21 protein-coding genes and 2 pseudogenes are annotated in these 20,962 nt (G+C 59.7%); 15 read left to right on the forward strand and 8 right to left on the reverse strand.

Annotated elements, in window-relative coordinates:
• Nucleotides 1-68: 68 nt before the first annotated feature.
• From BS629_RS14645 to BS629_RS14655, 3 genes are all read right to left on the reverse strand, one after another.
• Nucleotides 69-461, reverse strand: coding sequence for a response regulator (locus tag BS629_RS14645; protein WP_018241090.1), 393 nt, complete (start codon nt 459-461; stop codon nt 69-71).
• Nucleotides 462-535: 74 nt separating this feature from the next.
• The gene (locus BS629_RS14650) at nt 536-1,588 is read right to left on the reverse strand and encodes a sensor histidine kinase (protein WP_026188306.1); all 1,053 of its coding nucleotides are present in this window, start codon (nt 1,586-1,588) and stop codon (nt 536-538) included.
• A 171-nt stretch (nt 1,589-1,759) separates the two neighbouring features.
• A complete protein-coding gene (locus BS629_RS14655) occupies nt 1,760-2,656 on the reverse strand; it encodes a LysR family transcriptional regulator (protein WP_026188307.1) in 897 nt (298 codons plus the stop codon).
• Between the two features lie 118 nt (nt 2,657-2,774).
• Here BS629_RS14655 and BS629_RS14660 point away from each other — a divergent pair, with 118 nt between their 5' ends.
• The 6 genes from BS629_RS14660 (at nt 2,775) to BS629_RS14685 (ending at nt 6,196) form a co-directional block, all read left to right on the forward strand.
• Entirely contained in the window at nt 2,775-3,623 is an 849-nt protein-coding gene (locus tag BS629_RS14660) for a DODA-type extradiol aromatic ring-opening family dioxygenase (protein ID WP_018241092.1), read from the forward strand.
• Complete coding sequence (locus BS629_RS14665) at nt 3,620-4,000, forward strand: glutathione S-transferase N-terminal domain-containing protein (RefSeq protein ID WP_018241093.1); 381 nt, start codon at nt 3,620-3,622, stop codon at nt 3,998-4,000. The genes BS629_RS14660 and BS629_RS14665 overlap by 4 nt, the downstream gene beginning before the upstream one ends.
• A gap of 29 nt (nt 4,001-4,029) precedes the next feature.
• Nucleotides 4,030-4,428 (forward strand): DoxX family protein, encoded by a 399-nt coding sequence (locus tag BS629_RS14670; RefSeq protein WP_018241094.1) that lies wholly within the window; start codon nt 4,030-4,032, stop codon nt 4,426-4,428.
• Between the two features lie 82 nt (nt 4,429-4,510).
• Nucleotides 4,511-5,413 carry an NADP-dependent oxidoreductase gene (locus BS629_RS14675; protein ID WP_018241095.1) on the forward strand — a complete coding sequence of 301 codons (903 nt, stop codon included), beginning with the start codon at nt 4,511-4,513 and terminating at the stop codon, nt 5,411-5,413.
• Nucleotides 5,414-5,591: 178 nt separating this feature from the next.
• On the forward strand, nt 5,592-5,990 hold the full coding sequence (locus BS629_RS14680; protein WP_018241096.1) for a hypothetical protein: 399 nt from the start codon (nt 5,592-5,594) through the stop codon (nt 5,988-5,990).
• Between the two features lie 8 nt (nt 5,991-5,998).
• On the forward strand, nt 5,999-6,196 hold the full coding sequence (locus tag BS629_RS14685; protein ID WP_026188308.1) for a hypothetical protein: 198 nt from the start codon (nt 5,999-6,001) through the stop codon (nt 6,194-6,196).
• 123 nt (nt 6,197-6,319) lie between these two features.
• Here the strand turns inward: BS629_RS14685 and BS629_RS14690 are convergent, their stop codons facing one another.
• On the reverse strand, nt 6,320-6,895 hold the full coding sequence (locus BS629_RS14690) for a TetR/AcrR family transcriptional regulator (protein WP_018241098.1): 576 nt from the start codon (nt 6,893-6,895) through the stop codon (nt 6,320-6,322).
• A 113-nt stretch (nt 6,896-7,008) separates the two neighbouring features.
• On the opposite strand from BS629_RS14690, the gene BS629_RS14695 reads away from it, so the two are divergent.
• Entirely contained in the window at nt 7,009-7,797 is a 789-nt protein-coding gene (locus BS629_RS14695; protein ID WP_018241099.1) for an SDR family NAD(P)-dependent oxidoreductase, read from the forward strand.
• 123 nt (nt 7,798-7,920) lie between these two features.
• On the forward strand, nt 7,921-8,994 hold the full coding sequence (locus BS629_RS14700) for an alkene reductase (protein WP_018241100.1): 1,074 nt from the start codon (nt 7,921-7,923) through the stop codon (nt 8,992-8,994).
• Between the two features lie 360 nt (nt 8,995-9,354).
• Here BS629_RS14700 and BS629_RS14710 read toward each other — a convergent pair whose 3' ends face one another.
• From BS629_RS14710 to BS629_RS14720, 3 genes are all read right to left on the reverse strand, one after another.
• Nucleotides 9,355-9,771 carry a GFA family protein gene (locus BS629_RS14710; protein ID WP_018241101.1) on the reverse strand — a complete coding sequence of 139 codons (417 nt, stop codon included), beginning with the start codon at nt 9,769-9,771 and terminating at the stop codon, nt 9,355-9,357.
• Nucleotides 9,772-9,835: 64 nt separating this feature from the next.
• Nucleotides 9,836-10,300 carry an SRPBCC family protein gene (locus BS629_RS14715; RefSeq protein WP_018241102.1) on the reverse strand — a complete coding sequence of 155 codons (465 nt, stop codon included), beginning with the start codon at nt 10,298-10,300 and terminating at the stop codon, nt 9,836-9,838.
• A complete protein-coding gene (locus BS629_RS14720) occupies nt 10,297-10,626 on the reverse strand; it encodes an ArsR/SmtB family transcription factor (RefSeq protein WP_018241103.1) in 330 nt (109 codons plus the stop codon). The genes BS629_RS14715 and BS629_RS14720 overlap by 4 nt, the downstream gene beginning before the upstream one ends.
• Nucleotides 10,627-10,915: 289 nt before the next feature.
• Between BS629_RS14720 and BS629_RS14725 the strand changes: the two genes are divergently transcribed.
• A complete protein-coding gene (locus BS629_RS14725; protein ID WP_018241104.1) occupies nt 10,916-11,377 on the forward strand; it encodes a hypothetical protein in 462 nt (153 codons plus the stop codon).
• 341 nt (nt 11,378-11,718) lie between these two features.
• Here the strand turns inward: BS629_RS14725 and BS629_RS14735 are convergent, their stop codons facing one another.
• Nucleotides 11,719-12,564, reverse strand: coding sequence for a dienelactone hydrolase family protein (locus BS629_RS14735; RefSeq protein WP_018241106.1), 846 nt, complete (start codon nt 12,562-12,564; stop codon nt 11,719-11,721).
• Between the two features lie 777 nt (nt 12,565-13,341).
• On the opposite strand from BS629_RS14735, the pseudogene BS629_RS14740 reads away from it, so the two are divergent.
• The 6 genes and pseudogenes from BS629_RS14740 to BS629_RS14765 form a co-directional block, all read left to right on the forward strand.
• A pseudogene (locus tag BS629_RS14740) lies at nt 13,342-13,555 on the forward strand (spike base protein, RCAP_Rcc01079 family).
• 21 nt (nt 13,556-13,576) lie between these two features.
• The gene (locus BS629_RS14745; RefSeq protein ID WP_018241107.1) at nt 13,577-14,050 is read left to right on the forward strand and encodes a terminase small subunit-like protein; all 474 of its coding nucleotides are present in this window, start codon (nt 13,577-13,579) and stop codon (nt 14,048-14,050) included.
• A pseudogene (locus BS629_RS14750) lies at nt 14,016-14,819 on the forward strand (terminase); the annotation flags it as partial. The gene BS629_RS14745 and the pseudogene BS629_RS14750, both read left to right, overlap by 35 nt.
• Before the next feature lie 816 nt (nt 14,820-15,635).
• On the forward strand, nt 15,636-17,783 hold the full coding sequence (locus tag BS629_RS14755) for a type I secretion system permease/ATPase (protein ID WP_018241109.1): 2,148 nt from the start codon (nt 15,636-15,638) through the stop codon (nt 17,781-17,783).
• Nucleotides 17,780-19,237, forward strand: coding sequence for an HlyD family type I secretion periplasmic adaptor subunit (locus BS629_RS14760; RefSeq protein WP_018241110.1), 1,458 nt, complete (start codon nt 17,780-17,782; stop codon nt 19,235-19,237). The genes BS629_RS14755 and BS629_RS14760 overlap by 4 nt, the downstream gene beginning before the upstream one ends.
• 120 nt (nt 19,238-19,357) lie before the next feature.
• A partial coding sequence (locus BS629_RS14765) for a M10 family metallopeptidase C-terminal domain-containing protein (RefSeq protein WP_198943671.1) occupies nt 19,358-20,962 on the forward strand: 1,605 nt, incomplete at its 3' end.

The raw sequence follows: 20,962 nt of genomic DNA on the forward strand, positions 1-20,962 counted from the left end.
TCAGCGCTTCACCAAGACGATGGCGGTCGACGACGTCCTGATCATCCTGGAAGCTTGTCGAAAAACCCTTAACTTGCCAACTCAGTCGTGTTCCCGATCGACAGCAGATGAGCCATCGCATCGGTAATTGCGTGGTTGTCATAGGGTTTCGAGAAGGCCCTGCTTCCCGTGGGGAGATCGCTCTCTTTGAGGATGGCCGCGCCGGAGGCAACGATCAACCTGACAGGTGGCCACCGATCCCGGATGTAATGAGATAGCTTGATGCCGTCCATCGTGCCGGGCATCTGAACATCGGTGAAAACCAGATCGATGTCGTTTCGCGACTCAAGGATGCGAATTGCTTCATCGGCATCGCACGCCTCAAGCGCTTCATAGCCCGCAGAGAGTACCAGATCGACGGCACTCATCCGAATAATCGTGCTGTCTTCGACGACCAGGACGACCGCTTTGCCATATTTCATCGCTCACTCGGTCAATTTGGAGGTGTGAGCCTCGCAGGCTCCGATGGGATAGCGTTTCGCAAGCCATTCGGTTCCTAAGCGGCCGTAGAAATGTCGGTTCGCAAACCGGCGCTTTCCCGGTGGTTGATTGTGACGGCGGCGCCGGGACCCGCATCGCTCAACTGAATGTCGCCATTCAGGCTCTTTGCGAGCGCCTCCACAATGCCAGTCCCCAGGCCCGCCTTTAGTGCTTCGCGACCAGCAGGCATGCCGATGCCGTTGTCGGTAACGGAGAGAGTCCAGTCCTTGCCGGATGAGTGATAGTCGATGACGATTGCGCCCGGTCGTTCATCGGGAAAGGCGTGCTTGAGGGCGTTGATGACAAGCTCGGTCACGACAAGCCCCAAGCGAACGGAAACATCCGCTTCCACGGCGCTGTCGTCGACCATCACCTGAATCGAAAGCCTGTCGGGGTCGGCAATCATCGACGCGCCGAGGCTTTGGCAAAGCTGAGTGAAATAGTGACGGAGTTCAACCTTGCCGCCGTTGGACATGGAGAGTTGGCGTTGCAGGGCCGCGATCGACATGACCCGGTGATGGGCGTTGTGGAGATGCCCGCGCGCTTCCTCCGACTGGACCCGCCGGGCGCTCTGCATGAGAACGCTGGCAATGATCTGCAGGCTGTTGGCGACCCTGTGCTGGACCTCCTGCAGCAGGATGGCATTATCGCGAACGAGATCATCTTTCAGCCGAGCCTCGGCGCGCGCATCGGTCACGTCGGTGATGGCGAGCAGCAGGCGAATATGATCGATGTCACCGTCATCGAGCGTCCGTGCATTGACGACCAGGTGCCGTGTCTTCTGGTTCGACCGTTGAAAGTCGATTTCGTATGCCTCGATGGTGGCGCTGCCCGAGGCGGTGGCCGTCAGCAGTGACGCAAGCTGGGGCATCGCCCATTCGCCGTTTCCAATTTCGCTGAGGCTTTGGCCGCAAACCGTCTTGGGGTCGATGTCGAAGGCCCGGCAGAAGGATGCGCTCGCCGCGATGACCTTCTGGTCGTCGGATAGGTACAGCAACGGCTCATTGGACGATACCACCACAGCAAGCGTGCTCGCCGCTTCGAAACGCACTGTGGGTGTCTTTTGCATGGAGAGGCCCTCAAGGGCCGGAGACTCACGAAGCAAGTCATCACTCGGCAACAATACCAACCGGCCGGAAGGCTCAGCTGGACAAAAAGACTTTAACACGCGTGACGCGCAATCGCTTCATGCTAAATATCGCGGGCTGCATACTGTGCGATGCGCAGATTTCTGAGAGCGTCAGAATATCTGTGGCGAGCGCAGCACCAGAAAATCGATGAAGGTGCGGACTTTGGCGGAAAGGTATTTCCGGCTCGGGTAGACGGCATGCAGCGTATTGCTGATGCCGAGCGCCCCGGCAAGCACCACCTCCAGCCGGCCTGCTTTCAGATCCTCCTCCACCAGCCATTCCGGCAGGAAGACCAGCCCCATTCCTCGCAAAGCCGCCAGGTGCAGAAGCGTCTCGTTGGCACTCAGCAGCACATTGCGGAAGGTGACCTTGCGCCGGTCGTTTTGGCGGCCCAACAGCAGGCTTTCGCTGACATTGATCCCATTATAGCGAAGCAGCGCATGGCCGTTCAGCTCGGCGATGCTCTGGGGTCGCCCGGCGCGCTTGAGATAGTCCGGCGATGCCATCAGGCGGAATTCTATCTTCGCCAATGGGCGCGCAACCAGACCCGGATCGAGCCGCTCGGACGACATTGCCCGCAGCGCAAGGTCAAAGCCTTCCTCGACCAGATTGGCGATCCGGCCGCTGAGATCCATATCCAGGCTGACATCGGGATAACGCTGGTTGTATTCGGCCAGAATATTGACAAAGCCTGAACTGGCCGCCCACACGGGAGCACTGAATTTGAGCGTTCCGCGCGGCGCGACCGTGACATTGCCGATCGACGCTTCCACTTCGTCGAGCCCTTCGAGCATCTGCCTGGTCTGGTTGAAATAAAGCGCGCCGGCTTCGGTAAGGGTGACACTCCGGCTGGTCCGGTTCAAGAGCCGGCTTCCCAGGCGCGTCTCCAGATGCATCACGTGTTTGCTCACCATCGCCGGCGACAGATTCAAACGGCCTGCTGCCGCGGTGAAGCTCTTCAGCTCCGCGACCAAGCAAAATACCCGCAGGCTCATCATCGTGTCCATGATCATCAACTTAGAGGAAATGATGCATGTTGGCAAAGCCGATTGATCAATCCAGGGAAAACCAAGACAGTCGCTGACAAGGCCAGCCGCAGCGGCGGTGCCGAAAAGGAATGGCGAGGTGAAGACATCAAGACTGCCCACCTATTTCCTCAGCCATGGCGGCGGCCCCTGGCCCTATATGACCGGTGGCTTTCGCAGCAATTTCGACAAGCTCGAGCAATCCCTGATCGAGATGCGGGCCGAGCTTCAAGATCTGCCCAAGGCGGTGCTGGTCGTTTCGGGCCACTGGGAGGAGAGGGGCTTTGCCGTCTCTTCGGGCAGCAACCCGGGCATGGTCTACGACTACAACGGCTTCCCCGACTATCTCTATCAGATCAAGTATGGCGCGCCGGGCTCCCCCGAGCTGGCGCGTCACGTGCAGGATCTGCTGCATTCCGCCGGCATCGACGCCAGGCCGGACCCCACCCGCGGCTTCGATCACGGCACGTTCAGCCTCATGAAGCCGCTCTATCCCAACGAAGACATCCCTGTGGTCCAGCTCTCGCTGGATGCCGGTTACGATCCGGCGCTGCATCTCAAGGTCGGCCGGGCGCTCGCGCCGCTGCGCGAAGAGGGCGTGCTGATCATCGGCAGCGGCCTCAGCTACCACAACCTGTCGGCCATACAGGGCACGGCCGGACATGGCCCCTCCCGTCAGTTTGACGCCTGGCTGCAGGAGACGCTGATCCGGTCGCCATCCGAAACGCGCACCGAGCGGCTTGTCGAATGGGAGAAGGCGCCCGCCGCCCGCGCGGCGCATCCGCGTGAAGACCACCTGATCCCCCTGATGGTGGCGGTGGGTGCGGCCGAGGACGAACCGGGCGCCGTCACCTATCACCAGAAAGACTTCGCCGGTGGCCTGACCGCATCGAGCTTCCGCTTCGGCGATGTCCCCTCTGCCCCTCAATCAAAAGGAGATGCGCAATGACCAGCGCAACGTTCAAACCGATCGTCTATCTCAAGGAAAACTGCCCCTTCTGCCTCAAGGTTCGTCTGTTCCTTCTGGAATCGGGACTGGCCTCGGACGTTGAAACCCGCGACTTCGTTCCCGACAGCGAGCAGGAGGCGAAGATCCGCGCCGAGCTTCAGCCGCATCTCGACAAGGTGAGCTTTCCCTCCGCGCAGCTTGAGCCCGGCCGATACGTCACGGAATCCGATGACATCGTTGCGTTCTTTGCAGCCAAGGCAGGCCGCGATCCGGCCGGCATGACGGTCTACCGCAACTATGTCGACGGCGTCTTCGCCATGTCGATGAAGCTCTGGAAAGAAAACCAAGAACTGAAGAAAGCGGCATCCGCCGCCTGATCTCCCATAACCAACATTGGAAACTCTCGATGACCGATATCAGCAAATGGACGCCATACGTCCTCGCAATCCTGCGCATCATCACCGCGCTTCTCTTCCTCGAACACGCGACCATGAAATTCCTGCAATTTCCGGGTCCGATTCAGGGCGTGCCCTATCCGCTTCCGACGATCATGATCATCGCCGGCGCCATCGAGGTGATCACCTCGGCTCTGATGCTCGTCGGCTTTCAAACGCGCATCGCCGCTTTCATCGCCTCGGGCGAAATGGCGGCCGCCTATTTCATGGGCCACATGCCCTATGGCTTCTGGCCGGCGCTGAACATGGGCGAAGTCGCCATCCTGTTCTGCTTCATCTTCCTCTACCTCGCCTTTGCCGGTGGTGGCGCATGGACGCTGGACACCGCGCGTCGTCCGGCCACGGCTTAACGGCGGGAACCGGCCGAGACCAGGCTGCCAGCCGGCAGCCTGGTCTCACGCCCAAACGCGACGACAAAATCTGGAGACCACAATGAAAGCGGCCCTTCTCAAATCCTACGGCGATGTCGATCAATTCGAAATCGGCGATATCCCGACGCCGACGCCCGGACCGGGCGAAATCCTGATCAAGATCGAGGCATCCGCCGTCAATCCTTTCGATCTCATTCTCCGCCAGGGCTTCATGGCCAAGTTCATCCCGCTTCCGCTGCCGGCCGTGCTCGGGGGCGACGCAGCCGGCACCATCTCGGCACTCGGCGACGGCGTCACCGGTTTTGCGGTCGGTGATCGGGTCGTCGCCGATTTCGCGGCAAACGGCAAAGGCGCCCATGCCGAATATGGTGTGCTTCCCGCCACATCCGTCGCCAAGCTGCCGGCTGGCCTGAGCTTCGAAGCGGGTGCGTCGCTGGTCAAGGCCGGGCTGACCGGGCGCCAGGCCGTCGAGGCGCTTGATGTCAAGGCTGGCGACCGGGTTCTGGTCTCCGGCGGCCTCGGCACCGTCGGCCGTTCCGCCATCCAATATCTCAAGCAGATCGGCGCCCAGCCGGTGGCCGGCGTCCGTCCCGAGCGGCTGAGCGAAGGTCAGGCCCTGGCCGGCGAAGCGCTTGACATCACGCTCCCCGTCGCAAGCCCGAGCTTTGCCTATGGGATCAGTGCCGCCGGGCCGGTGGCCGGCAATCTCATCGGCCATATCAGTGATGGCGGCACGGTCGCCAGCATCGTTCCGGTGCCGGAAGGCGCCAATGCCGGAGACCGCGTCACCATCCATGAACTCTTCCACCGCACCGACGCGGCGACGCTCGACGCCGTGCTGGATGCTGCCGTGCGCGGCCTCCTGGTCATCCCGATTTCCCATACCTTCACTCTGGAGGAAATCGGTGCGGCGCAGAATGCGGTTGCGGCGGGCGCCCCGGGCAAGGTCGTGCTCAAGCATTGAGGGTTCAAGACACGGCCGGAGCGTGGTGCAGATCTCTTGATCATGCCCCATTCTCTGGCGGTTGCCCGAAAGGTCGCTCACAGCAAAACATCCGTCTTGACACTCTTCGTTATCAGAACATAATAAGAACATCGGCGCGGCGGCCGCCATCTGAAAACCGAAGATATGGAGAGCGGATATGCGTGAGCAGCCGATCGGCGAAGCCGTGGAAGATGATGCGTGGCCTGCAAGTGATGTAATGTGGCCGCCGGAGAAGGAGATTGAGGTCTCCGAGGCGCATGCAAGCCTGGTCAAGGCTGTGGCGGGGAGCCGCGGCGTGAGATTTTTCACCGCCTTCATCATCGACATCCCCAGCGATACCTATCTTGGCGATGTCCAGATGGCGATCGACGAGGCTGCCGGCGAGGCCTGCGGCATCCTGCTGACGAAACATGTCACCGGCCGCGACGCCACAACCGACGAGCCGGTTCTGACCGAGGAAGCCACGCGACCGTTCAAGTTTCCCTGCAGCGAGGGCGTCGCGAAAGCGATAGCGAGCTTCTGCGGCAAACTCAAAATGGCGGGCATCTTCTCTTGAGCGCCGCCGTGGAAGCCGAAACATCGTCGCGGCCGGTCGAAAATGAGCTTGCCGAGGTGGTCGCCTATCACAATGGCGATATGCGGGCCGCAATAGGCACGCTGCTGGAGGACGTCCGACATTTGCGCCGGCAGTTGATATTGGCAGAAGGCGCCATGGGCGGCGGCATGACCCGCGGCTGGCGGCCGAGCTACGATCGGGACTAAAATGCCCGAAATGGGGCTGGACGCTCAGCCGACGGCTGCCCACCTATGGCAGGTCGGCATCGAGGATCTTGGATCCGGCGATGGGAACTGCGGCGGGACGCGGCCGCTGACCGCGGCATTTCCTCATTCGGCTTTTGCCGGTGCCGGAGCAGGTCGGTCGGCTCCGTCATCGATCCAGGCCAGCGTCTCCGTCAATATTTCCTTCGACAGGGCGGGATCGACTATGACGCGAGCGAGGATCGTTGCCCCGACCATCGCCGACCAGTGGGCGATTGCCCGGCATCGGCGGTCGGCGTCCGGCCCTTCGTCCTTCTCGCTCATCCAGTCGATCTGCGCCCGCACACCCTCCGTCACCGCCGCACGGGCCTCAGGCGTCTGGCGCAGCGTGTCCGCGGCAAGTCCGGAAATCGGGCAGCCACCGGCCCTGTTGTCGCGATGGCGCGGCGACAGGTACTCTTCCATATAGGCGCCAAGCGGGAGTGACGGGCCATTGCGCTGGCCAAGCGCATGCGCGAGCGCCTGGACGATCAGGTCGTCCTTCGAGCTGAAATGACCGTAGAAGCTGCCATGCGTCAGGCCCGCGGCCTTCATCACCTCGGCAACGCCGACGGCCTCGAATCCTTTCTCCCGAAACAGCCGGCTTGCGACTTCCAGGATCCTTTGGCGGTTTTCGGCCATCTGCTCACGGCTGATTTTCATGTTGAGATTTCTCCCTCTCTGCCATTGACTTTTTTATGATAGCCATCACTTTAAACCCGTAATTAGGATCGCCATCATAATTATATAACGCTCATTCGAAAGAGAACAAGACAATGACTGACACTCCCACCGTCCTCATCACCGGCGCCTCCTCGGGTATCGGAGCGACCTATGCAGACCGTTTCGCCCGTCGTGGGCACAATCTCGTACTGGTCGCGCGCAATAAGGCAAGGCTGGAGGCTCTCTCGGCGCGACTTCGCGAGGAAACCGGCGTAACGATCGACATCCTGCAGGCCGATGTCACCAAATCCGATGAGCTTGCGGCGGTGGAAACCCGTCTGCGCGACGATCATCGGATCGGGATTCTCGTCAACAATGCCGGCACGAGCCTCGAAGGCACGTTCGTCAATCAGCCCGTCAATGATATCGCCCAGCTGATCGCGCTCAACGCGACGGCGGTTGCCCGCCTTTCCAGCGCCGTTGCGCCACGCTTCGTCGAAGCGGGCTCGGGCGCCATCGTCAACGTCTCCTCGGTCGTCGGGCTCGTCCCGGAATTCGGAATGACGGTCTACGGCGCCACCAAAGCCTTCGTGACCTTCCTTTCCCAGGGGCTCAGCCTCGAACTCGGTCCCAAAGGCGTCTACGTCCAGGCGGTTCTGCCGGCTGCGACACGGACGGAGATCTGGGAACTTTCCGGCATCGACGTCAACACGCTCTCCGGCGTGATGGAAGTGGGCGAACTAGTGGACGCCGCCCTGGCAGGCTTCGACAAGCGCGAGCCCGTCACCATCCCGCCTCTGCACGATGCCGCCCAATGGGACGCTTATCAGTCCGCGCGCCAGACGATGATCCCGGGCTTTTCGCAGTCTGAGCCGGCAGAGCGCTATCGCGCCGCCTCGTAGCGCTTCCCGCGGAAACGCGCCGTCACCAACACAGGCTGTGTCGCAAGGCCGGCCTGTGCCGTGTTCCGGCGCGAAACTCCGAGATGTGACAGAGACCCCCGAAATCCTGACGAAAGAAACGAAATGACTGACAACGCACTTTTTGAACCCTACACACTCGGCGCCCTGACGCTGGCGAATCGGATCGTGATGGCGCCCTTGACCCGCAACAGAGCCGGCGCCGGCTTCGTGCCGGGCGATATCGCCGCGACATATTATGCCCAGCGGGCGACAGCCGGCCTGATCATCTCGGAAGGCGCGCAGATTTCGCAGGAAGGGCAGGGCTACCAGGATACACCGGGAATTTATACGCAAGCCCAGATCGACGGCTGGCGGAAAGTCACCGACGCGGTGCATGCCAAAGGCGGTCACATCTTTCTGCAGCTCTGGCATGTCGGTCGTATTTCGCATGTCGATCTGCAGCCGAATGCGCAGGCGCCGGTCGCGCCATCGGCCATCAAGGCTGAGACCAAGGTCTTCGTGAACAATGCCTTCGTCGACGTGTCTGAACCTCGCGCGCTCAAACTGGATGAGATCCAGGCCATCATCGCCGATTTCCGCCGCGCCGCCGCCAACGCGATTGCCGCGGGCTTCGATGGTGTCGAAGTCCATGGCGCCAACGGTTACCTGCTGGAACAGTTTGCCAAAGACGGCGCCAACACCCGCACCGACGCCTATGGCGGCTCGGTCGAACATCGCGCCCGGATGATATTGGAAGTCGCTGCCGCCGTGGCTGCCGAGGTCGGCGCCGAGCGGACGGGAGTGCGGATTTCGCCGGTCAACAGCGTCACCTCGAGCGATCCGCAGGCGCAATTCAACTATATCGCCGAGAAGCTTGGCCAGATGGGGATTGCCTATCTCCATGTCGTCGAAGCTGGGCGCGGCGGGCCCAATGAGGCTGCTGCCTTTGACTACGCGGAGCTCAGGGCCAAGTTCGCAAACACCTACATTGCCAATAATGGCTACGACCTCGACCGCGCAACGCTGCGATTGACGGAGGGCGCGGCGGATCTCTTCTCGTTCGGCCGGCCATTCATCGCCAATCCTGATCTCGTCGAGAGACTGAAGACCGCTGCTCCGCTGGCGGAGGTGAACCCGGCGACCATCTATGGCGGCGGCGCCCAAGGCTATACCGACTATCCCTCCATCGCCGCATGACGCGCGCGTGATGCACCGGCGCCGTGCTGCTGCGCGGCGCCTTTTCACCATGCCGAATGGGGGAGGCGGCGGGGCTAAGAACGCCCTTGCCTCAGGTTTCAGCAGGACGCGCAGGCCGAGGCGAATTTCTGCATTACCAGCTGACACCATCCGTCAGCTTTAGATGTTTAGACGCCGGATCATGTTGATTGGTGGGGCAATCGCCCGCATTGGCTCGACCTGGCCGAGCCGATCGAGCGTCTTGCCGGAAATTGAACTCTCCTGGCATCGTCTAGGTCAGCTCAGGTGAGCATCGGATTCACTGACACACGGCGACCCAGCCGTCGATCGCACCAGTTTGCCAGGGCCGCTGCCCCAGCTTTACATCGGCGGCATCGTCTCGAATTTCGGCACCGCCGGATCGACCCGGTCCCAGGCGAGGCCGCGCAGCGTGTAGGTCGCCATCTGCGGCTGGTATCGGGTGGGATCGTCGAGGCTGGCGGCGTGAATGGTGAAGAGATCGGGCATGGCAGAGAAGGTCAGATAGACCGGCGCGCCGCAGCTGGGGCAGAAGCCGCGCGTCTTGACGTTGCCGCTGTCGGCGACCATGTCCCAATGCGTCGCCTGGCCGTCGAGCTTCACCGCCTGCCGGCTCGGGAAGGTCAGGTAGGATCCGTGCCCGGTGCCGCTGGTCGCCTGGCAATCGCGGCACTGGCAGTCGTTCATCGCAATCGGCTCGGCCGAGATTTCATAGTGGATCGCACCGCAGGCGCATCCGCCGGTGTAAGGCTTGCTCATATCTCTCTCCTGATGAAGCGCTGCCGAATAAAACGCTGCGTCGGCAAGCGCGATGTCGGTCGCCTCAGTCCGTCTCGTCGACGATGGCGCCGATGTTCTTCACGACCTTCTTCCAGCCTTCGCCCATCTTCTGGAAAGCAGTTTCATTCCTCGGCAGGACGAAGCCGGAATGGATGAGGCGAAGCCGCGTGCCGGCTTCGACCTCGGACAGGATGAAGGTGACCACGGTGTTGAGCGGGGAGCCGTAGCCGGCATTTCCCTCATGCCCGCCTCTCCAGGCATAGGAGAGACGCTCGTTCGGCTTCACTTCCAGCACCTGGCAGTAAATGGTGCCGTCCCAGGCGCCGGCCGGTGTCGTCTGGTAGGTGAAGCGTTTGCCTTCCACGGGCTCGAAGCCCGCCGGCATCATCAGCCAGCGGCCCATCAGATTGGCCGTGGTCAGCGTTTTCCAGATCGTCTCCGGCCGATGCGGGAAGACCTCGTCGACCACGATCTCTTGCGTGTCGGGCTTCAATGCGGCGTCGCTCATGGATCGATTTCCTTCAGCAATGTTCTGAGATTGGCAAAGCGGTCGCGCCAGAAGACGCCGTAATGGCTCATCCAGTCGACAAGCGGCTCCAGGCCTTCCGGCTCGGCGCGGTAATAGACCTTCCGCCCTTCGGGGCGCTCGGCGACGAGGCCCGCCTGTTTCAGCGCCTTGAGGTGCTGCGAAATCGCGCCCTGCGTCACGCTGCTTGCCCGCGTCAGTTCGACGACGGTGATCTCATCGGCGTTGACGATCTGCTCAAACACGGCCCGCCGTGTGGGATCGGCAAGGGCGCGCATGACGGCGGTGATGGAGGCGGCTTCGATCATGAGGAAATCAATAGCCTATGCTAATTGATGAGTCAAGGCTAATTTGTTTTGGTGGGGAGTTCGCCTCTTGCTCTGTCTTCCTCGGGCTTGACCCGAGGATCTACGTCGGCCTCCATCAGCCACGGCATGGATCCCAGGCTCGAGGCCTGGGATGACGGAGGGTGGGGGCGCGTTTCCGCCAAACTTGCCGCCGGCGCAGCGGATGGCGCGTCGAGTGGCCGGGGATAGCGGAGTTGAGTTGCGGACAACCATTTGCTGATGCAGAGTGCTGTCGAAATGGAAAGCCAAAGTGACCAAGAAAAACCGTAGCAACCCGCGCTCGGGGAAACACACCGCCGACGCTCCAGCGGCCAAACCGTTCACGCGCAGCGCACTCTCATCGGATCTGACGTGGTTGCCGGATATAATTGCTGTTGGAGAGCCACCGGTTACCGCTGAAGCCTATGTAGAGGCTTATCTCGCAGATCCCGGCGAATGGTATTGGTCGACGATTTTACTGCATGATTCGAGAGAGAGCGTCTTGAAGCGCGTTCTCGCCATTGTCGAGCAAGCCAGATTACCCGATCACAAAAAAGCGCTCGGTCAAATGGGCGCCGGCCCGCTCGAAGACATGATGTCGGATGAATTGCTGGATCATTTGCAGCATTGGCTGCCGTTCACGCCTGCCATGCGGTATGCGCTCGGTCAGGTTCGAATGTCTAGCGAACCTCCTGTCTTGCAACAGCGACTGAAGGCGATGCTCTCGCGGTAGTGCCTCTGCGGCCGGTCGGCATGGATTCCAGGCTCAAGGCCTGGAATGACGGAGAATGCGGGATCTCCCGCAGATCTAAGCCAAGTCACTACCCGATCCCGCAATACTCGAATCGTTCGGCTCTACGGAGTTTCCACTCGGTTCGGGGAGCCACGATTTTCGGTCGGATAATGATGGTGACATGCCGACCCAAATCGCGAGGCCGATCAGTAGCGCGCCGCTCAAGACGCCGATGACAGAGTAGATCCAGATCATCCGCTCGCTCCTCTTGCGAGCATCCACCATAACACCGGGCATCGTGTTTCAACAGTATCGGCGCTCATGCGGACAATGCTCGGGCTTTAGTTCGAGAGGTACGTTTGAAGGAATGTTCGAACGCTGCGGATGGATTTTCCTGCGGCGTCCGGATTGTATTTTTCGATGTGACCAAACACCCGCCGTCCCACCTTAAACTCCGGAGCATCAAAATCGTGGTAAGTGCCCTTGTAGACATTGAGCTCGATGGGCGGGCCATTGTCACTCAGACGGGCAAGCCTCTTCTGGCATCGGTCAGCCGGGCTCCAATTGTCTCGTTCGCCGCTCAAAATCAGGGTCGGCACCGTCGCGTCACCCTGACTTGCCGCGCAGAGCGGATAGTAGGCAACCGCTGCCTTGAATTTGTGGTCCATGAGCTGTTCGTTGCCTTCGATTTTTGTTCCTTCCAGCGTCGCCGTGCCGCCGGTTGAAAAGCCCATCAAGGCAACGCGCCGCGCATCGACAAAGCTTTGTTTCGATAAAAAATTCAAAGCCCCATAGGCGTCGAAGAGGCGATCGGGGAGAGAACCCTGGCACGTGTCCTTGATGTTGCGGGTAGTGAAGCTATCGACGACCAACACGACGTAACCCCACGAAACCAGCCGTTTCGGCCAAAGGTCTTTGACGCTCAACCGCATGCCCTCGCATCCATGCAGGAGGACGACCGCCGGGAAGGGGCCATCACCCTCCGGGCGGGACAAATATCCCAGCAGGGGTGTGCCTTGCGGTTGAGAAATAATTTCTCCCTGTTCTCTAGCCTTGCTTATTCGAAACGGGCTGAGCTTGACTGGCGCGCTTTCGAAGTGAACCAGCTCGTCGGCATCAGCCGGGTTTCCAGCGAGCGTGACGCTGAGAAAAGCGACGAGGCACAGAAAAAGTCTCGTGGTTTTCACTGAACTTCTCCGCTATTGGATCAACAGCCTGCTCATTGTACGCTGGACCTGAAGGCTCGCAAAGCGGGTGAGGGTTTTGCCGCCGATTGGGTCGGGCAGATTATCTGCGCGCTGCGGTCAGAAGCGCTTGATCACCCCCTGGCAGGTCGTTTATGACTACCGTAAATCCAGGCTGCGAGATTTGAATCTAGAGGGGATGTCGGCCACGTCGGCACCGCCCGCCGACCAACGGTGACATGCCGAACCAGATCGCGAGACCGGCCAAGACCACGCTGATCGAGCCATAATATTCGTCAGCATCACTGATGCCATCACCTCGGATTTGCCACAGAGCCTACCCCTTGCTCCGTCATCCTCGGCCTTGAGCCGAGGACCCATGTTGGCCTCTACCAGCAGCGGGCATAGATCCTCGGCTCGAGGCCGAGGATGACGGAGGTCGGGGAGCGCGTTTTGCCAAATCCGTCGTCGGTGCGGGGTAGAGTAATCTGGCGCCTACTTGATCGAGCAGGCTTGGTTTCGAACTGGTGCGAGCCACAATCAGCCCTTGATCACCTCCCGGCAAATCAGTTAAGACTACCGCAAATCCAAGCTGCGAAATTTGAATCCCGATGGGATGTCGACGACCAAGTCGGCGCCGCCCTCCGACCGGTGTGTCTGTCACCGGCCAGCTTCCTCAGAATTGATCCCCCATCCTTTTCTGCCTGACCTCTCATCTTCGATCACATCGGGATCGAGCCGTGTCGGCATGGACACCCGCCTCTTCCAAGGAGAACTGCAATGGACCCTTCGATTGCTCCGGCCTCCCGGGCAGCGGCGGTAACGCCGAACGATACCGCCATCGTCGGAGCCCGCGCGCTTTACATCGGCACGGCCGGTGATGTTGCCATTGCGCCGCGTCGCGAGCGTGCCGGCTGGAACGATCCTGCCTGTTCATGCCGCCATCGTGGCGCTGACCGGGACCACCGCATCCAACATCATTGCGCTGTTCTGAGCCTTCCAGAAGCCGCGCCCCATGGGAAGACCAACCAAGTTCAGCCAGGCGCTGGCCGAGAAGATCTGCGAGCGCATTGCTGACAGGGAAAGCCTGCGGTCGATCTGCCGGGATGAGGATATGCCGGCGAAGTCGACCGTGCTGTCCTGGCTCGCCGACGACGATAAGGCGGCCTTTCGGGCGCGGTACGCGCTGGCCCGCGAGATCCTGGCCGACGGCTTTGTCGACGAGATGGTCGAGATTGCCGACGATCGCAGCAATGACTGGATTGAAAAGAAGAATGCGAGCGGTGAGACCACCGGCTGGCAGGAGAATGGCGAGGCCATCCGGCGTTCGCAGCTCCGCATCGCCACCCGCCAAAGGGTCGCCGAGAAGCTGAAGCCGAAGAAATACGGTTCCAAGGTCGAGTTCGACCAGGGCGTCGTAACCGGCGAGGTTTCGCAGTTGCTGGAAGACATCAATGGCAAGACGCGCGGACTTCCAAACGGCAGTTGACCAGTTTTCCGACTGGCGCTGGCGTCTGAACAACCTCTATTGGATCACCGACAAATCAGGCAAACGCGTCAGGTTCGAATTGAACTGGACGCAGATGACGTTTTTCGAGCAGATGCATTACCTCAATGTGCTGCTGAAAGCCCGCCAGCTGGGTCTGACGACCTTCATTCAGATCTTCATGCTCGATGCCTGCGTCTTCAACCGGGATATCCGCGCCGGCACCATCGCCCATACGCTCGGCGACGTGCAGACGATCTTCCGGGACAAGATCAAATATCCCTATGACAATCTGCCGGATGATATCCGCACCGCCGTGCCTGTCGTCAGAGCCAACCAGACCGAACTGCTGCTTGCCCACAATTCGAGCATCCGGGTCGGAACCTCGTTGCTGCGGTCGGGAACGCTGCAATATCTGCATATCTCCGAATATGGAAAGCTTTGCGCGAAATATCCCGACAAGGCGCGGGAAGTCCGTACCGGTGCTTTGAATACGGTGCAGGCCGGCCAGCTGGTCTTCGTTGAAAGCACGGCGGAAGGCCAGGAGGGGCATTTTTATACGCTCTGCGACGATGCCCAGGTCAAGCAGCGCCAGGCGGCGAAACTGACGGAACTCGATTTCAAGTTCCATTTCTTTCCCTGGTGGAAGGAGCCGCAATATGGGATCGCGCCCGAAGGCGTCATCATCACCGATGCTTTCGCAAAGTATTTCTGCAACCTGTCCGATCAGGGCATCACGCTGACGGACGGGCAGAAAGCCTGGTACGTCAAGTAGGCCGAAACCCAGCTCGGCGACATGAAGCGCGAATACATTCGTGGCTGGCGCGACTGGCAATGCAAGAGGCTTTGGGGATGATGGTCTAGACGCGGGATAAAGAAACCGTGATTTCGTTGAAGTCTTCAGGTGCCGGAAACCGGGCATAGCGTTGACGCCTCTCCAACGAAGCGAGTGTAGATTTTCAGAAGTTCTGCCATCCTTGATCTGAAATTCCAACTGTCTCGACAGTTAAAACTTCAGCTTCGCCACGCCTCCTCGATGAGGTTGAGGCATGGGATATCGCAAAAGCCAAGATGTGCGGCTCGGTAGAATACAGCGGCGTTTTCGTGAAAGGCATTCCGGTGCCTGCCGCCTTGCACTGAACCCTACGGATGATGGTTCGGACGGGGTGGCCGGGTACAAGCGGACATTGTCCATTGCGACCTGTGGTCAGTTTGAGCTCCAGCACGTAGATCGAGGAAGCGCGTTGCTAGGACCGTTCACAATACATGATGCGCTGACACGTCGGTCGGAAACGCGGAGATGAAGATCATGTTGTTCCATTGGCCGTGAGGAGTTTTGCACAACGACCGCTCACCAGATAGGGGCGCCATATTCGTTCTTTGTTTGCAAGGTGCCGGCGAAGTGCAGATATGCTACCGACGGTGCGCTGTTGCTTCTTCGCCACAACCGGCTCGAAATCTGGCGAGCTCGAATATCCCCCCGTGGCGCAGTATTTCCGAGTGAGTTACATCATCAGCAAGCAGCCGCAGCAGGCGGTTGGGCCGGTGGAGCGCGGTAATCTGTAGCTTAAGGGGAATAGTTCCGCGCATGGATGGCAGCCTTTCGCAGCATCTGGACTCCGGTCTTCGTGCGCTCTGCGGCATCGCTGCATTCTATCGCATTGCTGCCGACCCGGTTCAGCTGCAGCACGACCTGGCGTTGAAGGGGCGCACGTCCCGGGCCATCGACATTCAACGAGCAGCCAAGATCATCGGGCTTAGGGCGCGTGTCGTGGAGAAGGTCACGGAGCAACGTCTTCGAGCCATGCCCGTCCCCGCTATTGTTCAAGCGCGCAGCGGCTCCTTTCAGGTGCTCGGCGGGTTGAACCCATCTGGGAAGTACAGACTCGTCGATCCGATAACGCGCGTTGATCGTGAAATCGCTCCTGCGGATATACTAGCCGAAATCGACGCACGCGTTATTCTTGTGGGGCGGCGCATAAGAGGCGAAGGGTCCGACCCGCGAGAATTCGGCTTCAAGTGGTTTCTGCCATCGATCTGGCGTTATCGAAAGCCGCTTGCCCATGTATTGCTTGCCTCGTTGTTTGTGCAGATCTTCGCGCTCATTACACCTTTGTTCTTCCAGGTCGTGGTCGACAAGGTCCTGACGCACAAAGCCTATTCGACCCTGTTCGTGCTTGTTGCCGGCATCGCGATCATTGGTCTCTTCGATGTCATGCTTCAATATCTGAGGGCCTATGCGTTGGCTCACACGACGAACCGGATCGATGTCGAGCTCGGCCAACGATTGTTCCATCATCTCCTGCGGCTGCCGCTGGAGTATTTCGAGACGCGATCCGCCGGCCAGACGGTCGCCCGCGTTCGAGAACTTGAAACGATCCGCGCATTTCTGACTGGGCAGGGGCTGTTTTCGGCGCTCGACGTCATTTTCACTTTTGTCTTCATCGCGGTTCTTTTCGCCTATTCCTGGAGCTTGACCCTGATTGTCGTTGCGGCGATCCCGGTCTACCTCCTGATCGGAATCGTGGTTCGACCGCCGTTGCGCGAATTCGTCAAAGAGAAGTTCAATCGGGGAGCGGCAAACCAGCAGTTCCTGGTCGAAGCGATCGTCGGTGTCCACACGGTTAAATCCGCCGCGGTGGAGCCGGTGATGCAGGCGCAGTGGGAGGAAAAGCTCGCAGCTTACGTGCGAACAGCCTTCGATACGACACTGCTTAGCGCTGGCGGACAAAATGCCATTCAATATGTGAGCAAGCTTTCGACGGCGGCCCTTCTTCTTTTCGGTGCGAGGGCCGTGATGAACGGGGAGCTTTCCGTTGGTTCGCTTGTTGCCTTCAACATGATCGCAGGGCAGGTCACCCAGCCGGTTTTGAGGTTGTCCCAACTCTGGCAGGATTTCCAACAGGTGCAGATCTCGGTCGATCGGCTCGGCGACATTCTGAACACGCCGATGGAGCGTCAGCCAATCGCCCGTTTGTCGTTGCCTGCCCCAAGGGGGAACATTGAACTTCGAAATGTCACCTTCCGCTATCGGCCCGGCTCTCCGGAAGTCTTGAAAAACGTATCGCTGGAAATCAAACCCGGAGAGATCATCGGTGTCGTCGGCGCATCGGGCTCCGGAAAGTCCACGCTTGCCAAGCTGGTGCAGCGTCTCTACGTCCCCGAAGAGGGTCAGGTCCTGCTGGATGGCATGGATCTATCACAACTCGACCCCGCCTGGCTTCGAAGCCACATCGGAGTCGTTCTCCAAGAGAACCTGCTCTTCAATCGCACGATCCACGACAATATCGCTTTCTCAAACCCGGCGATGCACCGCGCTCAGGTTATTGCGGTTGCCAAGCTCGCCGGGGCGGATGAATTCATTTTGCGGTTGCCGCAAGGCTACGACACGATGATCGAAGAACGTGGCGCGAACCTGTCCGGCGGCCAGCGTCAGAGGATCGCCATTGCCCGTGCGCTTGCTACCGCCCCGCCGATCTTGATTTTCGATGAGGCGACCAGCGCCCTCGACTATGAGAGCGAACGCGTCGTACAGACCAATATGCGCCAGATCGCCGCCGGCCGAACGGTTATCATCATTGCGCACCGGCTCGCAGCTGTGCGGCCATGCAATCGGATCATCGGTATGGCAGACGGACGCATAGCGGAAATTGGCAGCCATGACGATCTGCTTAAGCGCCCGGACGGGCTCTATGCGCGGCTTTGGGCCTTGCAGAATGACAGAGGCGCCGCATGAAAGGTGGACCTGTCCAAGCTGTTCGATATGCCGGTCTTCCGCCGCGCCCGGCCAAGCGATCCGATCATGAGTTTCTGGCACCGGCGATCGAAATCCTGGAGACCCCACCCTCGCCGGTGCGCCTGGCACTGATCTTGATCATTTGCGCCTTCGTCACAACGGCATTGATCTGGTCCTATATCGGTCACATCGACATCATCGCAGCCGCACAGGGCAAGATTCAGCCGGCAGGCCGCGTTAAGGTTGTTCAGCCGCTGTTGACGGGTAAGGTGAAGGCGCTGCCGCCATCAAATGGCACACAGGTCAAGACCGGTGATATCCTGCTCGAACTTGATCCGACGGATGCTATTGCCGATGAGACGGATGCGGCAAAAGGCCTGGCGTCTGTGAACGCCGAGGTCCGGCGCCGAAAATCTGCGGTAAACTATGTTCGTTCTCAGGAGAGCGACCAGCTGCCGCCAACGATCTCATGGGATGCCGACACGGCCGATGAATTGCGTCGTCGTGAAGAAGGCATCCTGCGGGGCGACCTCGAACAATACCAGGCCGCAGTTGCGTCGCTTGATGCTCAGAAGCACCAGAAGGAAGTGGAGCGCGATCGTCTGACGGTGACGGTTGCGGCTCAGAACTCGCTGGTTGAAACGCTGAAAGAGCGTGTGGCGATGCGCAATATGCTGGCTTCGAAGGAAGCCGGCACCATGGCAAGCGTCATCGATGCGACGCAAACATTGAAGGAGCAGGCGACGCAACTGGCTATGCAGGAAGGTCAGCTCGCTGATGCCGCCGCCGGAATTGAGGTCCTTGCGAGGGAGAAGGACAAGCTAAAACGAGCATTCCTGGGCGATCAGCTCGAGCGGCTGGGTAATGCGGAACGTCGGGTCGAAGAGCTGGAGCAGCGGCTGGCGAAAACCAGAAATGTTCGCGAGCAGATGACCTTGCGCAGTCCAATAGACGGCACGGTGCAAGCATCCTCGATTACCAGTGTGGGTCAAGTGGTGACCGTCGGCGAGGACGTGATGCGTGTCGTACCTGAGGGAAGCACACTGGAGCTCGAAGCTTACGTTTTGAACAAGGACATCGGCTTCATCAAGGTCGGCCAGGATGCTGTCGTCAAGCTCGAAGCCTTTCCCTTTACACGCTACGGAACCATCCCGGCCCGCGTTATCAAAATTGCGGCCGATGCGATTCCGGAACCCGATGCCGCGCGTCGTGAAGGCGACCCTGCGGCACGACAGTCGGAGACAACGTTCGGCGGCGCCGAAAGGATGCAGAACCTCGTTTTTCCGGTGACATTGAGTTTGGAGGCAGATCAAATTCTAGCAGATGGCCGTAACGTCCAGTTAAGTGCGGGCCTGGCAGCAGTTGCGGAGGTTCGAACGGGCGAGCGCAGGATCCTGGAATATGTCTTCTCGCCTTTGATCGAGGTCGCGGAGGAAGCCCTTCATGAGCGTTAGTTACCTAGGTCAAAACCCTACTGAAGCGAGATAAGACTTGTAGTTGAAGTTTCACCCTCATGCGGAGCAGAGGGAACCGGCATTTGGCACGGCAGAGTGGATTAGGCAAACGGGGATTTTATGACGAAGCTTATTACTTCGACGAAGAACGTCAGCTTGACTGGGGATCAGAAAGTTGACGGGCTGTTCAGTGGCACAGCCTGGGACGGAACGATAACCTATGCGTTTCCCACCTTCTCGACATCGTATTCCTATGCCGGCGAGAAAGATTGGGGTTTCTCTGCGATTTCCTCGCAGCAGCAGTCTTTTGCCTTGTTCTTCATGGAGCAATCCTACGGAAATACGGCAAATGACGGTTTCTCCGTTGAGGGATTTACGAACGCCAACTTTCAGGCCGCTAGTGCGGAGACCGCATCGGTGCGGTTCGCTCAGTCATGGATGCCCCCGACGGCATGGGCCTATTATCCAGACACTCCCGAGGCAGGCGGCGATGTCTGGTTCGGGACGTCATATGCCGGCACTGAAGATGATCTTCGCTTTCCGGAGTTCGGCAACTATGCCGGCCATACCTTGGCGCATGAACTGGGCCATGCTCTCGGGCTGAAACATGCTCATGAAGGGGATGCTTCCAATACGACAGTTGTTCCGAGCGCATATGACTCGCTCGAATACACGATCATGACCTACCACACATATGTCGGAGACGATTTGAGTGGGATCAAGTATGAGCATGACGGTGCGCCACAAACTTTCATGATGCTCGACATCGCCGCCCTGCAGGAAATGTATGGTGCGGACTACACGACCAACAGTGGCAATACCGTTTACAAGTGGAATCCGAACCAAGGCATCACCTATGTCAACGGGGTTGCGGCCATCACGCCCGATGCCAACCGCATCTTCGCGACAATCTGGGACGGCGGCGGTATCGATACCTATGATTTGAGCGCTTATAGCACCGCCCTCACGATCGATTTGCGAGCAGGGGGGTACTCGGTCTTTTCCCAGGGCCAGTTGGCCGATCTGGCGGGGGGGCCGAATAATGGTTACGCCCGCGGCAACATTTTCAACGCGCTTCTTTATAACGACAACGTTGCCTCCTTGATCGAGAATGTTCAGGCCGGCTCCGGCGACGATACGATTGTCGGCAACGAAGCGAACAATATGCTTTGGGGAAATGCCGGAAATGATTCGCTGTCCGGTGGTACTGGCGTCGACACATTGATCGGCGGCACTGGCAACGACACCTATTTCGTCGACAATGCCGCCGACGTCGTCACCGAAAACGCCAGGGAGGGGACCGACACGGTTCGCGCCACGGCAAGCTACACGCTTGGTGCCAATGTCGAAAACCTAACCTTTATCGGCACCGGGGCCTTCAGCGGTGTCGGAAACGGGCTCGACAACACGATCACGGGGGGCGCCGCCACCGATACGCTCTTAGGCGGCGCCGGCAACGATACGCTGGACGGTGGCGCCGGCGCCGACACGCTGCTCGGCGGTGCGGGGGACGATACCTACATCGTCGACAATGCCGGCGACAGCGTCACCGAGAACGCCAGCGAGGGGACCGACACGGTTCGCACGAACTTGGCGAGCTATACGCTTGGCGCCAATGTCGAGAACCTAACCTATAACGGAACTGCGGCCTTTGCCGGAACGGGCAACTCGCTGGACAACCTTATCATCGGTGGCGCTGCCAGCGATATGCTTTCTGGCGGCGCC

Source organism: Rhizobium leguminosarum bv. viciae USDA 2370, assembly GCF_002008365.1.
Taxonomy (GTDB): domain Bacteria; phylum Pseudomonadota; class Alphaproteobacteria; order Rhizobiales; family Rhizobiaceae; genus Rhizobium; species Rhizobium leguminosarum.

What these genes read in the sequence shown, in the direction of transcription:
- BS629_RS14645 (WP_018241090.1), bottom strand. Translation starts at nt 461, where the DNA reads ATGAAATATGGCAAAGCGGTCGTCCTGGTCGTCGAAGACAGCACGATT.
- BS629_RS14650 (WP_026188306.1), bottom strand. Translation starts at nt 1,588, where the DNA reads ATGCAAAAGACACCCACAGTGCGTTTCGAAGCGGCGAGCACGCTTGCT.
- BS629_RS14655 (WP_026188307.1), bottom strand. Translation starts at nt 2,656, where the DNA reads ATGGACACGATGATGAGCCTGCGGGTATTTTGCTTGGTCGCGGAGCTG.
- BS629_RS14665 (WP_018241093.1), top strand. Translation starts at nt 3,620, where the DNA reads ATGACCAGCGCAACGTTCAAACCGATCGTCTATCTCAAGGAAAACTGC.
- BS629_RS14670 (WP_018241094.1), top strand. Translation starts at nt 4,030, where the DNA reads ATGACCGATATCAGCAAATGGACGCCATACGTCCTCGCAATCCTGCGC.
- BS629_RS14675 (WP_018241095.1), top strand. Translation starts at nt 4,511, where the DNA reads ATGAAAGCGGCCCTTCTCAAATCCTACGGCGATGTCGATCAATTCGAA.
- BS629_RS14680 (WP_018241096.1), top strand. Translation starts at nt 5,592, where the DNA reads ATGCGTGAGCAGCCGATCGGCGAAGCCGTGGAAGATGATGCGTGGCCT.
- BS629_RS14690 (WP_018241098.1), bottom strand. Translation starts at nt 6,895, where the DNA reads ATGAAAATCAGCCGTGAGCAGATGGCCGAAAACCGCCAAAGGATCCTG.
- BS629_RS14695 (WP_018241099.1), top strand. Translation starts at nt 7,009, where the DNA reads ATGACTGACACTCCCACCGTCCTCATCACCGGCGCCTCCTCGGGTATC.
- BS629_RS14700 (WP_018241100.1), top strand. Translation starts at nt 7,921, where the DNA reads ATGACTGACAACGCACTTTTTGAACCCTACACACTCGGCGCCCTGACG.
- BS629_RS14710 (WP_018241101.1), bottom strand. Translation starts at nt 9,771, where the DNA reads ATGAGCAAGCCTTACACCGGCGGATGCGCCTGCGGTGCGATCCACTAT.
- BS629_RS14715 (WP_018241102.1), bottom strand. Translation starts at nt 10,300, where the DNA reads ATGAGCGACGCCGCATTGAAGCCCGACACGCAAGAGATCGTGGTCGAC.
- BS629_RS14720 (WP_018241103.1), bottom strand. Translation starts at nt 10,626, where the DNA reads ATGATCGAAGCCGCCTCCATCACCGCCGTCATGCGCGCCCTTGCCGAT.
- BS629_RS14745 (WP_018241107.1), top strand. Translation starts at nt 13,577, where the DNA reads ATGGGAAGACCAACCAAGTTCAGCCAGGCGCTGGCCGAGAAGATCTGC.
- BS629_RS14755 (WP_018241109.1), top strand. Translation starts at nt 15,636, where the DNA reads ATGGATGGCAGCCTTTCGCAGCATCTGGACTCCGGTCTTCGTGCGCTC.
- BS629_RS14760 (WP_018241110.1), top strand. Translation starts at nt 17,780, where the DNA reads ATGAAAGGTGGACCTGTCCAAGCTGTTCGATATGCCGGTCTTCCGCCG.